At 43.6% G+C, this 15,537-nt stretch carries 12 protein-coding genes and 1 tRNA gene; 11 read left to right on the top strand and 2 right to left on the bottom strand.

Annotation, left to right across the window (positions count from 1 at the left end; translation table 11 throughout):
• Window positions 1-22 precede the first annotated feature (22 nt).
• From QZ998_RS12915 to QZ998_RS12865, 11 genes are all read left to right on the top strand, one after another.
• Window positions 23-2,101 (top strand): polyribonucleotide nucleotidyltransferase, encoded by a 2,079-nt coding sequence (locus QZ998_RS12915; protein ID WP_296561214.1) that lies wholly within the window; start codon window positions 23-25, stop codon window positions 2,099-2,101.
• Window positions 2,102-2,113: 12 nt separating this feature from the next.
• Window positions 2,114-2,581, top strand: a complete 468-nt coding sequence (dut, locus tag QZ998_RS12910) for a dUTP diphosphatase (RefSeq protein WP_296561211.1) — start codon at window positions 2,114-2,116, stop codon at window positions 2,579-2,581.
• A 296-nt stretch (window positions 2,582-2,877) separates the two neighbouring features.
• Window positions 2,878-5,418: a DNA translocase FtsK gene (locus QZ998_RS12905; protein ID WP_296561208.1), complete on the top strand. Its 2,541-nt coding sequence runs from the start codon at window positions 2,878-2,880 to the stop codon at window positions 5,416-5,418.
• Between the two features lie 6 nt (window positions 5,419-5,424).
• A complete protein-coding gene (gene rimO / locus QZ998_RS12900) occupies window positions 5,425-6,801 on the top strand; it encodes a 30S ribosomal protein S12 methylthiotransferase RimO (protein ID WP_296561206.1) in 1,377 nt (458 codons plus the stop codon).
• Entirely contained in the window at window positions 6,785-7,324 is a 540-nt protein-coding gene (gene pgsA, locus QZ998_RS12895) for a CDP-diacylglycerol--glycerol-3-phosphate 3-phosphatidyltransferase (RefSeq protein WP_296561204.1), read from the top strand. The genes rimO and pgsA overlap by 17 nt, the downstream gene beginning before the upstream one ends.
• A 62-nt stretch (window positions 7,325-7,386) precedes the next feature.
• The gene (locus QZ998_RS12890) at window positions 7,387-8,628 is read left to right on the top strand and encodes a competence/damage-inducible protein A (protein WP_296561202.1); all 1,242 of its coding nucleotides are present in this window, start codon (window positions 7,387-7,389) and stop codon (window positions 8,626-8,628) included.
• 59 nt (window positions 8,629-8,687) lie between these two features.
• Window positions 8,688-9,779: a recombinase RecA gene (gene recA, locus QZ998_RS12885; RefSeq protein WP_296561200.1), complete on the top strand. Its 1,092-nt coding sequence runs from the start codon at window positions 8,688-8,690 to the stop codon at window positions 9,777-9,779.
• Window positions 9,780-9,954: 175 nt separating this feature from the next.
• A complete protein-coding gene (gene rny, locus QZ998_RS12880) occupies window positions 9,955-11,499 on the top strand; it encodes a ribonuclease Y (protein WP_296561197.1) in 1,545 nt (514 codons plus the stop codon).
• A gap of 238 nt (window positions 11,500-11,737) precedes the next feature.
• Complete coding sequence (locus QZ998_RS12875) at window positions 11,738-12,529, top strand: TIGR00282 family metallophosphoesterase (protein ID WP_296561196.1); 792 nt, start codon at window positions 11,738-11,740, stop codon at window positions 12,527-12,529.
• A gap of 132 nt (window positions 12,530-12,661) precedes the next feature.
• Window positions 12,662-14,095 (top strand): adenylosuccinate lyase, encoded by a 1,434-nt coding sequence (purB, locus tag QZ998_RS12870; protein ID WP_296561194.1) that lies wholly within the window; start codon window positions 12,662-12,664, stop codon window positions 14,093-14,095.
• Between the two features lie 99 nt (window positions 14,096-14,194).
• A tRNA-Trp gene (locus QZ998_RS12865) sits at window positions 14,195-14,270 on the top strand.
• A 288-nt stretch (window positions 14,271-14,558) separates the two neighbouring features.
• Here the strand turns inward: QZ998_RS12865 and QZ998_RS12860 are convergent.
• Together QZ998_RS12860 and QZ998_RS12855 are read right to left on the bottom strand one after the other, a co-directional pair.
• Window positions 14,559-14,891 (bottom strand): type II toxin-antitoxin system PemK/MazF family toxin, encoded by a 333-nt coding sequence (locus tag QZ998_RS12860; protein ID WP_296561192.1) that lies wholly within the window; start codon window positions 14,889-14,891, stop codon window positions 14,559-14,561.
• Window positions 14,885-15,133: an AbrB/MazE/SpoVT family DNA-binding domain-containing protein gene (locus QZ998_RS12855; protein ID WP_296561190.1), complete on the bottom strand. Its 249-nt coding sequence runs from the start codon at window positions 15,131-15,133 to the stop codon at window positions 14,885-14,887. The genes QZ998_RS12860 and QZ998_RS12855 overlap by 7 nt, the downstream gene beginning before the upstream one ends.
• Window positions 15,134-15,537: the final 404 nt, after the last annotated feature.

The raw sequence follows: 15,537 nt of genomic DNA, 5'->3' as shown, positions 1-15,537 counted from the left end.
TACAATAGAAAGCGAGAAAAGAATGAATATTTTTGAAACTGAAATAGCCGGACGACCGCTACGCGTGGAGATTGGCGAGGTTGCACTGCTTGCAAAAGGCGCTGCGATGATTCGATATGGAAAAACAGAAATTTTAGCTGTTGTTTCGGCGGCAAAAAAACCAAAAGACGGGATGGATTTTTTCCCACTGAGCTGTGATTATGAAGAAAAACAATATTCGGTTGGGAAATTCCCGGGCGGTTTTATAAAACGCGAAGGTCGCCCAACCGAACGCGCGATTTTAAATTGCCGTCTGATGGATCGCCCAATCCGACCACTCTTTCCCAAAGGCTTCAGAAATGAGGTTCAGGTTATTGCCACGGTGATGTCAGTGGATCAGGATAATGCGCCCGAAATCGCCGCCATGATTGGCGCCTCGATCGTCTTATCGATTTCTGATTTACCCTTTGATGGTCCAATTGGTTCGGTTGCCATCGGTCTGGTTGACGGACAATACATTGTCAACCCCAATGAAGCCGAGCGCGAACTGAGTGACCTTAACCTGATTGTATCCGGAACCAAAGATGCCATTATGATGGTTGAGTCCTCGTCGAATGAGATTTCTGAAGATGCCATGCTAGAAGCGATTTTGCTGGCACATGAAGAGATCAAGAAAATCGTCGCCTTCCAGGAAGAAATCGTTGCTGCTGTTGGTAAAGCCAAGGCTGATTATCCAATTTTTGTGCCATCAGAGGAAATTAAAGCTGAAATCATTGCCTTCCTGGGTGATCAATTAAGCACGGCCGTTAAAACCCCTGACAAGATGGAGCGACTTGATAATATTGAAAAAATAAAAGATCTGGTAAAAGAACATTTCTTAGAAATTTACCCCAATCAGAAAATTGAAATTGACGATGTGATCAGTTCACTGGTTAAAAAAGAAATTCGTCGGATGATTCTTGAAGACCGGATTCGTCCAGATAATCGAAAGATGGATGAAATTCGTGATATCACTGCAAAAATCGACTTTTTGGAAAGACCCCATGGTTCAGGATTATTTACCCGTGGTGAAACCCAAGTCCTGTCAGTCGTAACTTTGGGTGTGCTTGGCGATGTCCAAAAACTGGATGGCTTATCAAACGAAGACTCAAAACGCTATATCCACCACTATAACTTCCCATCATACAGTGTTGGTGAAGCCCGACCATCGCGTGGCCCTGGCCGTCGTGAAATCGGACATGGTGCCCTGGCTGAACGGGCGCTGATTCCGGTACTGCCATCGGAAGATGAATTCCCATATGCAATCCGGGTTGTTTCAGAAGTCTTAAGCTCTAATGGTTCAACCTCGCAAGCCAGTGTCTGCGGCAGTTCGCTTTCACTGATGGCGGCTGGGGTTCCCATCAAGGCACCGGTTGCCGGTATTGCCATGGGTCTGATTAAAGAAGATGATAAACTGGCGATTTTATCCGATATTCAAGGAATGGAAGATTTCCTCGGCGATATGGATTTCAAGGTGGCCGGAACCGCTGAAGGTATTACGGCCATTCAGATGGATATTAAAATCGATGGGATTAACAAACAAATCTTAACCGAAGCCTTGGAACAGGCGCGAATCGCCCGACTCCATATTCTTGATATTATGAATCAAGAAATTTCTGAGTCCCGCAAAGATTTGTCACCCTATGCGCCACGAATCATTATTTTCCAAATCAAACCCGATAAAATCCGCGACGTCATCGGTTCTGGCGGCAAGGTGATCAATAAGATTATTGATGATACCGGGGTTAAAATTGATATTGAGGATGATGGTCGCATTTTCATCGCTTCAGTGGATACCGAATCTGGTAATCGCGCCAAGGAAATTATTGAAAATATCGTCAGAGAAGTTGAAGTTGGCGAAGTCTTAACCGGCAAGGTTGTCCGAATCATGACCTTTGGCGCCTTTGTCTCGCTACCAGGCGGTAAAGACGGTCTTGTTCATATTTCCAAACTTGCTAATGAACGGGTTAACGCCGTTGAAGACGTGGTTAAAATCGGCGATGAAGTAACCGTTAAGGTTATGGAAATTGACGGTCAAGGCCGAATCAACCTGTCTCGAAAAGCAATGCTGCCCAAGGAATAATAAGGAATCGTCATGATTGAAAATTACCCCATTAAAACTTATCCAATTAAAATACTAAACCAGTCCCAATATCCATTGCCGGAGTATCAAACCCTTGGTTCTTCGGGCGTGGATTTGCGCGCCAATCTTGATGCCAAGCTGATTATCATGCCTCATAAGGTTTATTCGATACCAACCGGTATTTTTTTAGAAATGCCGATTGGCGTCGAAGCCCAAATTCGTGCCCGCAGTGGCTTAGCCCTCAAGCATGGCTTGTCGCTGGTTAACGGTGTTGGTACCATCGATGCCGATTATCGTGGCGAAATTAAGATAATTCTGATAAACTTACTCGATAAACCCTATCAGCTCGAACCCGGCGAGCGGATTGCTCAAATGGTTTTCGCTGAATATCTCAAGGCCGACTTTGTCGAAGTTTTCAGCGCCCAAGAATTGGCCGATAGCGTCCGTGGTGATGGTGGCTTTGGCCATTCCGGAAAATAAATCGGCTTAAAACAAATACAATAAAACAAATACAATAAAACTAAAACTAGAAAAACAAATGCGACAAACGGCTGTTGCATAAATAATCAGAGTTTGCTAAAGTCATGAAGGTTCAATGATTGCTGCACCGCTTTCCAATCTTATCGTTATAACAATTTTAAGGTGCAGGGTATACCTGCACCTTTTATCATTTCTTTTATTTAAGCACATTTATTAGCATCTTTTAGTAAGATCAGATAATACATTCATTTATACATTCAATTATACATTCATTTAATATAAATCAGAGGAGCGTCATGGCAACCAATAAAAACACCACAAAAAAACCAAGTCCACATAAATCAACCAGTAAATCAAATAGTAAGGCAAAAAAGAAACCAGCCCCCAAAACAGCCAAACGTTTTTCGGTCAGTCATTTGGCAATCGGGATCTTCTTCATTGTTCTTGGTATTTTCTCGATTTATGCCTATATTGACTTTAATGCCGGGATGGTCGGAAACTTTGTCAGTCAGGCCTTTCGTTATTGTTTTGGCGCCCTGACCATTTTTATGTCACTTTACATTTTTGTCCTGGGGGTGGTCCTGAGTCTGAATAAAATTGATGAGTGGGTCAGCACCTTTGTTTTAGTTTTTTTATTACTGGTTAACTTTATGATCGGTTTTACAATTTATGCCCCCAATCTGATGGACTATAGCATCGCAGAACTATTCAGTTTAGCCCAGTATGGCCAATACGGCGGCATTATCGGAATTCTGCTGGCAGTCCTCTTCATTAAGCTCTTTGCCGTAAAAGGGACCCTGCTGCTGATTATTATCTGCTCGGCGATTATTTTAATTTTTATTTTTAGAAATAGCCTAAAAAAATATTTAAACCTGATCAAGGACAAGCGTGAAAATGCGCCACCAATTAAAGACCGCCTCAAAAATCAGATCGATATAATCCGCGATAAGCAGCGGATTAAACAAGAGGTTAAAGCGACCAAGGAACGCACTTCAGAAACCACGATGATTCCGATGGTCGGAGATTATGATGACAATGCGCCCTTGTTTGAGCCCTATCAGATCAATGATTCGAGTCAGCCCAATCAGACCAATCCGCTAACCAATAAACCGCTCTTTGAACCGGTAACCGGGGTCATTCCTGAGCCTAAAAAGAAAGTCAAACAAGACCCCTTTGGATTTATCGAAGAAGAAGTGGATGAAGCAGAAAGCCCGATGAAGATTCATGAAAATTTCTTGAAGCCACCAAACTTTGATGATTTTGGTCCGCCTAAAAAGGTTTCTGATCAAGATACTGGCAAGGCATTTAGCAAAGAAAACAAAATAAAAGAAAGCAAAATGAATGAAAATAACGCAAACATAACCGATGACCAAACAAAGGTCTTAGACCTTTCAGCCGTCAGTTTCGATGCAGTAGCTGAAGCATATACCTTTCCTTCCTTAGATCTTTTAAACCCACCAGTGGCTAAAAAAAAATCAAAAAAAGATGATGTCATTAAAAAAGCCAAGATCATCGAAGAGACCTTAAAGAATTTTGGCGTTAAAGCAAAAATAGTTGAAGTCAATGTCGGCCCCAGTATTACCCGTTTTGAACTGCAGCTTGATCCGGGGGTCAAGGTTAACAAATTTGTTAATCTGTCCAGTGATTTAGCCCTCAGCCTGGCCACCTCTGATATCCGCATCGAAGCACCGATTCCCGGCAAGGCCGCGGTCGGTATTGAGGTACCCAACGAATTTTCTGAAATTGTCGGCCTTCGCGAAATCATTGAAACACCGCAGTTTATTAACAGCAAAAGTCCCTTAACCTTTGCCCTGGGTAAAACCCTGTCAGGCGAAAACGTCATTGGCGACATCGGCAAGATGCCCCATGTGCTGATTGCCGGCTCGACCGGATCTGGTAAAAGTGTCTGCATCAACAGCATCATTGTCAGCCTGATCTTTAAATCATCGCCGGAAGAATTGCGCTTTATTATGATTGATCCCAAGATGGTCGAACTCAATCAATACAATGCCATTCCGCACCTGCTAATTCCCGTCGTGACCGATCCTAAAAAGGCCTCTTATGCGCTTAACTGGGGACTTAAGGAAATGACCGACCGTTATATGCTCTTTAAAGATGCCGGTGTCCGCGATATTGAAGGCTATAATGAACAGATGACCGAAACCGGTGCAAAAAAGCTGCCGCGGATTGTGATTGTCATCGATGAGTTGGCTGATCTGATGATCACCTCACCAAAAGAATGTGAAAACGCCATTTGTCGGATCGCCCAACTGGCCAGAGCCTGTGGGATTCACCTGATCATCGCCACCCAACGGCCGTCGGTGGATGTGATTACTGGCTTGATCAAAGCCAATATCCCGTCGCGAATTGCCTTTTCGGTGGCATCAAACACCGATTCGCGGACAATTCTTGATACCGGTGGCGCCGAAAAACTGTTGGGTAAGGGGGATATGCTCTATTATCCGGTAGGACAATCAAAACCAACCCGGGTCCAGTGTACCTATGTCTCGGATACCGAGATTAATGCCATTATCGATGCCGTCAAGATTAAGAAGGGCTTGCAGTATGACGCTGCCATTGAAGAAGCGATTTCCCAGGAACCTGAGGAAAAACCACAAAGTCGTGAGGGCGATGTGCTGCTAGAAGATGCCCTCAATATCGCCTTTGAATACAACCAGCTATCGACTTCGATGCTGCAACGAAAATTACAGGTTGGTTACGCCCGCGCCGGTCGGATTATTGATGATCTTGAAGATCGCGGGATTATTTCTGGCCCCAATGGCAGCAAGCCACGGCAAATCTTAATCACCGAAGATGAATTTAAAATGAGAGAGTAGGTAAATATGAAGACCATTCACATGACAACCTTGGGCTGTGATAAAAATACGATCGACTCAGAAATGATGCTGGGTTTAATTGAAGAAAAGCATTATCAAATTATCGATGATCCCCAAGCGGCCGAGATTATTATTGTCAATACCTGTTGCTTTATCCAATCGGCAAAGGAACAGTCGATTGAGTATATCCTCGAATATGTCGACTATAAAAATTCGGGACGGTGTCAACTGCTGATTGTCGCTGGCTGCATGGCCGAGCGTTACCAGGCCGAACTGGCTGCTGAAATTCCTGAAATCGACGGATTTTTGGGGGTTGGTCATTTTGATGATATTGTTGAATTGATCACGGCACTAGAAGCCGCTGCTGATCAGCCGACGGCTGCGATGAAGCCAAATACAAGCCAAAATCAGCAGCAGTATCTGGGCGATATTGATAAAGAAATCATTGCCACCCGGCGCTATCTCAAAGCCGGTACGGTTTCGACCTTTGTCCGCATCAGTGAGGGCTGCGACCACGGCTGCACCTATTGCGTGATCCCCAAGATCCGGGGCAAATACCGCAGCCGCGCCAGCCAGGAAATCTTTAAAGAATTACAAGACCTTAAGGATCGCGGCATCAAAGAGATTATTCTAATCGGGCAAGATATTGCCCCCTATGGTTATGATCTTGATGAAGCGATCGACCTGCCCGACCTGCTCGAAAAAATTGCGACGCGGTTTGACTTTAGCTGGATTCGGATGATGTATCTCTACCCCGAAGGGATTACCGATAAATTACTGGCGACTGTCAAAAAATATCCAGCCATCTGCCAATACTTTGACATTCCCCTGCAGCACCTCAATGATAGGGTATTAAAGAAAATGGGACGAAAGATGTCCTTTGAGCAGATCAGCGCTTTAATTCGCAAGATCCGCCAGACCCTGCCCGGCGCCGTCCTGAGAACCTCGCTGATTACCGGCTTTCCCGGGGAGACGGAAGACCAGCATCAGGATCTGCTAAAAAAAATAAAAGTGTTGCCTTTTGATCATTTAGGGGTATTTAAGTATTCACAGGAAGAAAATACGCCAGCCGCCGGATTTGACAATCAAATTTCAGAAGAGCATAAAGAACACCGTTATGCTGAGCTTATGATGGCTCAGCAAACCATTTCCCATGCCCAGAAACAACGTTTTATCGGCAAAACGCTCACAGTGCTGATTGAAGGCGCTGAAGATCAGGCTTACTTTGGCCGTTTTTATGGTGATGCCCCAGAAATTGATGGCAGTGTTTTTGTTGACAGTCACGATAGCCCCTTAATCATCGGAAATTTCTATTCCGTTAAGATAGTCAATGCCTTAGAATATGATTTGATAGGAGATATTGAAAATGAATTTACCAAATAAGATTACGCTAGTTAGAATGATCATGATTCCTTTCTTCATCGCAGCATTACTGATCGAATTTCCCTACCACCAGCCGCTTGCCGCCGCCCTGTTTATTATCGCGGCCTTAACCGACAGCCTCGATGGTTATCTGGCCAGAAGCCGTAACCTGGTGACCGATTTTGGTAAGTTTATGGATCCCTTGGCCGATAAATTACTGGTTTGCTCAGCCCTGATTTGTTTTGTCCAATTGGGGTCGGTGCCCGCCTGGATGGTCATTATTATTATTGCCCGCGAGTTTGCGATCACCGGCTTACGTTCATTGGCGGCCGCCGATGGCATTATCATTGCCGCCAGCAAATGGGGCAAGGCCAAAACGATTTCGCAAATGATTGCGATCATCCTGATGCTCTTTAACAACTGGCCTTTCTCACTAATCAATATACCGGTTGCAACGATTATGATGTATATTGCCACCATCCTGACCCTTTACTCGGGGATTGATTATCTGATCCTGAACAAAAAAGTATTCCGCTCAATGTAATGGACAAAACGCGCAAAATTCAATCCTAAAAAACCAGATCTGCCTTTGAAAGGAAATAACTAATGAAATGTGAATTGATTTCAGTCGGTACTGAGCTTTTAGTTGGTGATACCCTCAACACCAATGTCCAATTCTTATCGCGGGAGTTGTCGCTGCTGGGTATCCGGGTACTCTTTCATACGACCGTCGGCGATAATCCAAAACGTTTGGAGGAAGCGGTCAGAATTGCCTTTAACCGCAGTGATCTGATTATTAGCACCGGTGGGCTGGGACCAACCCAGGATGATCTAACCAAAGAAGTCATTGCTGCGATCTTCAAAAGAAAACTGATTCAGGATACTAAGACCAAAGATGATTTGCTTAAATATTTTAAAAACCGTGAGTATGTCATGACCCCCAACAATCTTAAGCAGACATTTATTCCCGAAAACGCCGAAATTTTGTTTAATCCCTGTGGTACTGCCCCCGGCCTGCTCATCAAAGAACAGGGGCGGATGATTATCATGCTGCCGGGGCCACCACGAGAAATGACCCGGGTTTTTGAAGATGCGGTTCTACCGATCATCACACAGGACAATAATCAGTTGGTGCTCTCCCGTTATTACAATTTATCCGATATCGGAGAATCGGCCGCCGAAGACCGGCTGCTGGATCTGATCAATACCCAGGTTAACCCGACCATTGCCACCTATGCCAAGATGGGTGAGGTACTGATCCGAATTACTGCCAATGGGACTGACGAAAACGAAATGAACGCCTTACTTGATCGCTACGAGGCGATGATGCTTGAACGTTTTGCAGACAATATCTTTGCCTTTTCAAAAGAATCGCTGCAAGAAACGGTCTGCAAGTTATTGCTGGAAAAAAACATCAGCCTGGCAACGGCGGAGTCCTGCAGTGGCGGCTTAATTGCCGCCCAACTGACCCAATACCCGGGGATTTCCAAGGTATTTGGAATGGGACTGGTGACCTATTCGAATGAAGCTAAAATGAGCCTCTTAGGGGTAAAAAAAGAAACCCTCGATATTTATGGGGCAGTCAGTGCCGAAACGGCTACCGAGATGTGTGAAAACCTGCAAAAGCTTTCACAGGCACGGCTTGCGATTTCGGTTACCGGGATTGCCGGGCCGGATGGCGGCAGTGATCAAAAACCAGTCGGACTGGTTTATATTGGCGTGTCTTTTGATAAGCAAACAGATATCTACTTTTATCACTTTAATGGCGATCGAAAAGTGGTGCAACAAAAAACGGCCAACAAAGTCTTTCACCTGATTCGCAAAACGATAGTTGACAAATCAAAGTAAAATAGCTATAATAAAATGAATGAGAACGAATGTTCTAATAAAGAATAGGATGGTTGTAAATGGCTGAAAAAACGAAAATCAATACTGAAGAATTAACAGATAAACAAAAAGCTTTGGATGCAGCGCTAAGAAACATTGAAAAAAGTTTCGGCAAGGGTGCCGTAATGCGGCTCGGCGATGATGCCGCTAAACTCAATGTCGAAGTAATCTCGACCTCATCGATCGGTTTAGATATGGCGCTCGGGGTTGGCGGTGTGCCGCGGGGACGGGTTGTCGAAATCTATGGCCCCGAATCCTCCGGTAAAACAACGATCGCCCTGCATATCATTGCCGAAGCCCAAAAGGCCGGTGGCAACGCCGCTTTTGTTGATGCTGAGCATGCCCTGGATCCCACCTATGCAAAAGCCTTAGGGGTTGATATTGATAATCTGCTGGTGGCGCAACCGGATACCGGTGAACAGGCAATGGAAATCGTTGAAGCGCTGGTCAGAAGTAACGCGATTGATGTGGTCGTGATTGACTCGGTGGCGGCTTTGGTGCCACGCGCCGAAATTGATGGCGAGATGGGTGATTCGCATATGGGTCTGCAGGCGCGACTAATGTCGCAGGCACTTAGAAAACTGACCGGAGTCATCAAGAAATCAAACACGACAACGATCTTTATTAATCAGTTGCGGGAAAAAATTGGCGTAATGTTTGGTAATCCCGAAACGACCACCGGCGGTAAAGCCCTTAAGTTTTACGCATCCGTTCGAATCGATGTGCGCCGGATTGAATCCTTGAAAAAGGGTACTGAAATTATCGGTAACCGGACCCGTGCCAAGATTGTTAAAAACAAAATTGCGCCACCATTCAAACAGGCAGAATTTGACATCATGTATGGCAAAGGCATCTCAAAAGAAGGCGACCTGCTCGATGTCGGCGTCGATTTTGGAATTGTCGATAAGTCCGGATCCTGGTTTTCATATAAGGAACAGCGCTTAGGACAGGGTCGCGATAATTCGAAAGAACATTTAATGGCTAATCCCGACATTGCCGACGCGATCGAAAAAGAAATCCGTGAGAAAAATGCCGCCAGCAAGATTGTTGCCGTCCCGGAAGAACCTGAAGAGATCGAAGAAAACTTGATCGATGATGATGATCTCATCTAAAAAAGTGAATTAATCGGGAAATCGATTCAAAAAAGAACCTTTTTGAGGTTCTTTTTTTGATTTCTTAAAAATAACCCTTGTGCGTGACCTTTGTTTCTTGACACTATTTTCAAAAGAGTATAAAATATAGATCATGATGAGTAGATTAAAAACATAGCAACTCGTTTATAAGGAGGTGAAAATTATAGACATACTAACAATTATTTTATTCATTGGTATTATCGCAGCTTTTGTGATTGGTTATTTTGTACGCAAGAATATTGCCGAAGGCAAGATTAAGAATGCTGAATTAACCGCTACAACCATTGTGAATGATGCCGTTAAAGAAGGCGAAACTCTAAAAAAGGAAATTCTCTTTAATGCCAAGGAAGAATCCTTGCAATTAAAAGAATCCCTTGAAAAAGATAATCGAGAACGCAGAGCCGAACTTCAGAAACTTGAAAATCGACTTATTCAAAAAGAAGAGAACCTGGAGAAAAAACTAACAAATTTAGAACGCAATGAAGAAGCCCTCACCAAAAGAGGCAAAGAAGTTGACAAGAAAAAAGAAAAAGTGGATAGCTTGTATGATGAGCAGGTTAAGGAACTTGAACGCATCTCCGGTCTGACCTATGACGAAGCAAAAGAAATTCTGCTTGAAGATATCAGTAAGGAAACGCGCAGAGAAGCTGCGATCATGATCCGCCAGATCGAGGTTGAATCAAAGGCTGTTGCTGATAAAAAAGCAAAAGAACTGATTTCCCAGTCAATTCAACGTTGCGCCGCCGATCATGTGGCTGAACAAACCATTACCGTGGTCAACCTGCCAAATGACGAGATGAAGGGCCGTATTATCGGTCGTGAAGGTCGTAACATCCGAACCTTAGAAACCTTAACGGGGATTGACCTGATCATTGATGACACCCCAGAAGCCGTTATTCTTTCCGGTTTTGATCCAATCCGCCGGGAAGTAGCCAGACTATCCTTAGAAAAATTGATTATTGATGGGCGTATCCATCCTGCCAGAATTGAAGAGATGGTTAAGAAATCTCAAAAAGAAGTCGAAAACCATATTAAAGAAGTTGGCGAACAAGCTTGTTTTGATACCGGCATTCATGGCCTCCATCCTGAGATCGTAAGACTCTTGGGACGGCTAAAATACCGAACCAGTTATGGTCAAAATGTATTAAAGCATTCGATTGAGGTGTCCCATCTGGCTGGCATTATGGCAGCGGAATTAGATGGTAACATTAAGGTCGCCAAACGGGCAGGATTATTACATGATATTGGAAAAGCAATTGATCATGAGGTCGAAGGACCACATGTTGAAATCGGAGTCAATGTATTAAAGAAATACAAGGAAAATAAGAATGTCATCCACGCTGTTGAAGCTCATCATGGTGATGTTGAAGCACGAACAATGGAAGCTGTTCTTGTTCAATCAGCAGATGCCATTTCAGCAGCACGACCGGGCGCCAGAAGAGAAACCCTGGTTTCCTATATCCAACGGTTACAAGAACTTGAAACCATTGCCATGTCATTTGAAGGCGTTGAGAAATCATACGCGATTCAGGCTGGCCGTGAAGTCAGAATTATGGTTAAACCAAATGAAGTTGATGATGACGAAATGATTTTATTGTCACGCGATATTGCCAAGAAGATTGAAGCAGAAATGGAATATCCCGGAAACATTAAGGTTAATCTGATTCGTGAAACAAGAGCAAGCGACTACGCCAAATAGTCTAAAAGGGGAGAGAATCTCCCCGTGCTTTTGAGACTACTAGACATACCGATAAAGCAGTACCGACAATTGTTACATCATGTTGTCTGCATCAAGGCGGACACGGCATCGCCTGTCCGAGCTTGCAGCAGACAACAGATTAACAATTGGTCGGTACGGTAGCTTGTCGAAAACCTAAAAGGGGAGATAATCTCCCCTTTTTTTAAGCAGTTTTATTAGTTAGGGTGAAGGAAAATTTATGAATATATTAATACTCGGTGATGTCTATGGCCGACCCGGACGAACGATTTTAAAAGAGCAATTGCCCCAATTGATCGCCGCCCATGGGATTGATTTTACGATTATCAATGGAGAAAATGCGTCTGGCGGAAATGGCCTCTCGACCAAAAATGCCAAAGAATTGCTAAATCTGCCAATTGATGTGATCACCATGGGCAACCATGTCTGGCAACAAAAAGAATTACTGGAAACAATTGCTGATTTTCCGCAAATTATCCGGCCGCTTAATTATCCCGAGCCTTGCCCGGGCAAGGGTTATGCTGTTTTTAACTGCCAACTTAAAAATGGCAGCCACAAGAAAATCTGTGTTGCCAATCTATCTGGTCAGGTCTTTATGCCTAACCTGGACTGCCCCTTTAATCGGATCGCGCCCTTAAAAGAGGCCTTAAAAGCGGCCGCTGACCTGATCATCATCGATTTTCACGCCGAAGCGACCTCTGAAAAAATTGCCTTTGGTTATTTTTTAGATGGCTGGGCGACGGCCGTTTATGGCACCCATACCCATGTGCAAACTGCCGACGAACGGATTTTAGCAGGTGGAACCGCCTATATCACGGATATTGGCATGACCGGCCCGCTTGATGGGGTTATCGGCGTTGAGCGCCAGATTATTATTGACACCATGCTGACCAAGAGACCCAGCCGCTTTGTCACTGCCACCGGCAAGGTGCAAATCAATGGGATCATCCTGGCAATTGATGAAATTGAAAACAAGGTGACTAAAATCACTCGATTATATCAGACCTACTAAACCGACAAATAAGAGCATCAGAGCAGAGAAAAGAAATAAACTAAGCAGTAATAACTAAGCTTTGATAATGGTAGCTGATTCTTAAAAGCTTAACCCTTATCAAAGCTATCTTTTAATGTGAAAGGAAGTACTATGAAAGCATATTATGAAAACCCCCTAATCGAACGGTATTCGTCCAAGGAGATGCTCGAGATTTTCTCAGCGGATAACAAATTTCAAAATTGGCGTAAGTTATGGGTTGCCTTGGCGGAAGCCGAGCGTGAGCTGGGTCTAAATATTAGCGAAGAACAGATTGCCGAGCTGCGCGCCAACATTACCAACATTGATTATCAATTGGCGAAAGAAAAAGAAAAAGAACTGCGCCACGATGTGATGGCCCATGTCCATACCTATGGCGCCCAATGTCCTAAAGCCAAGGGGATTATCCACCTCGGTGCCACCAGTGCCTATGTCGGGGACAATACCGACATTATCGTTTATACCCAAGGACTGCGGCATGTTCGCAAACAGCTGCTTAATCTGGTTAACCAGCTATCCCTCTTTGCCGCTAGCCATAAGGATTTACCGACCTTAGGCTTTACCCATTTTCAGCCGGCTCAGTTGACCACCGTTGGAAAACGCGCCTGTTTATGGATTCAGGATTTATTAATCGATCTAGCCGATCTTGATCACCTGATTGGCAATGTAAAACTGCTCGGCGTCAAGGGAACGACCGGCACCCAGGCAAGTTTTATGGAACTTTTTGACAATGATCACCAAAAAGTTAAGGCGCTTGACGATCTGGTCGCTAAAAAAATGGGCTTTGCCAAATCATATGCCGTCAGTGGACAAACCTATTCACGTAAATTTGATGCCCAGGTATTAAGTGTCCTTAGCGGCATTGCCCAGACACTGACAAAATTTGCGACCGATATCCGGCTGCTGCAGAATTTAAAAGAGGTCGAAGAACCCTTTGAAAAAAATCAGATCGGCTCATCGGCAATGGCCTATAAACGGAATCCGATGCGGTCAGAGCGGATCTGTTCACTGGCCCGTTATGTGATCGTCAATGCCCTTAATCCGGCCTTAACGGCCTCTGCCCAGTGGTTTGAGCGAACCCTCGATGATTCGGCCAATAAACGGATCAGTATCCCGGAAGGATTTTTAGCCACTGATGCAATCCTGATGATTGCCACGAATGTTTCACAAAATTTAGTGGTTTATCCCAAAGTGATCCTGCAGCACATCAATGCCGAGCTACCCTTTATGGTGACCGAAAACATCATTATGGAAGGCGTCAAGCGGGGGGGAGACCGCCAGGAACTGCATGAAAAAATCAGAGTCCTGTCGATGGAGGCTGGCCATACCGTAAAAGTTGAAGGCAAGCCCAATGACTTGATCGAGCGAATCTTAAAAGATTCATCCTTTAATCTAAAAGCCGAAGATGTTGATGCCCTGCTCGACCCAAGCCGCTACGTTGGTCGAGCACCGCAGCAGGTTGTTGATTTTATTGAAGAAGAAGTAAAGCCGATCTTGACTGCTAATCAGGACTTGCTCGATTTAAATAAGATTGACTTAAAGGTATAAATTTAAAGTATGCGTTTAACAATATAAATTAAGTATAAATTTTAACAAATATATTGACAATTACCCCGGCAGCATTTATAATATAGTAGTTGCTGTTGTAGGGGTATAGCTCAGTTGGTAGAGCAGTGGTCTCCAAAACCACGTGCCGAGGGTTCAAATCCTTCTGCCCCTGCCATATAATGTCAATTACAAAGATCACTAAAATCGCTTTAAGTAGGGGTTTTGGTGGTTTTTTTTCGTTTTTTATTCGTGGCTAAGAGCAATCGTTAACAAAGCAAGTTTTCAAATAATAATTCCACAGCTGCTAAAATTGATATATAAGTCGAATTAAAGAATTTTGTAAATCGAACTGGCAATTGCCCAGTGTGCGGGCGAGGGTCTGACCCCTTGGTCATCACGGATCGCCCCTACGTTAAATCTTTAATTGAACATATAGCTAGTAAAAAAGGTCTTACTTGTCATATTACTCCGGCTTTTCAATTTCAGAAAACACCGTCGATATAATTTCGTCGAGCAAATCTTGTGGTATGCGTTCGACATAGTCGTAGGATCGTGCTTCTAAATCGATTGTCTTAATATGTTCACACAGTACAAACCCCGTTGTCTTTGTCCGATCATCAAGCGGAATATGCAATGGAAATGGACGATTGGTGTTAGTAATTGGACAAACGATAGTCATATTCACCTTTTCGTTAAAAAAATCATTGCTGATCACCACTGCTGGACGAAAGCCAGCCTGTTCATGGCCACTCTGCGGATTAAAGTTCAATTTGATGATGTCGCCTTGCTTTACCATATTTCTTTACCTACTGGTTCACCCCAATTTACTTCAATCGGCTCATATTCATCATTGAAACCAGCAAAAAGCTCTTGAATTGTTTTATGTTTTGAATCCTTATTGCATTTCTTAATGATAATATTATCACCTTCAACATATACCTCGACCGCATCTCGATCGGATAGATGTACACGATTTAAAATATATTTTGGCAGTCGGACTCCTTGCGAATTACCCCATTTTACAATTGTTGTTTGCATTTTTATCACTCCTTCGTTTTGGATATACATAGTATATCCTATTCAAAAATACAAATCAAGACAAAGTCCAATAATGCAAGATATTCTAGATAACTTTCATATATATATCAGTATTTACAGATATATGTGATTATTTGACAGCAAAAAGTCATTATCCAAATTCGCCTTTCAAAAAAATCATTAAAAACAATTAATTAACTTTATTTGACGCAGCTTTTATTGTATAATTACTTTAAATACGACAGAAGAAGGAGAATAAAGTCTGAAACATCTTGCCTTTAAGCATCATTCTAATTATTCTATAGCCATAGGGATAACTGTGAACTACAAATCACGTGGAGGTGAGTAGGCCACTCTATCTCAGAGTGACTGTATTTTTATATGTGTGGATTGCCTTTCCAAGC

Source organism: uncultured Acetobacterium sp., from assembly GCF_927416815.1.
Taxonomy (GTDB): domain Bacteria; phylum Bacillota; class Clostridia; order Eubacteriales; family Eubacteriaceae; genus Acetobacterium.
This window is presented reverse-complemented; position numbering and strand designations above follow the sequence as displayed.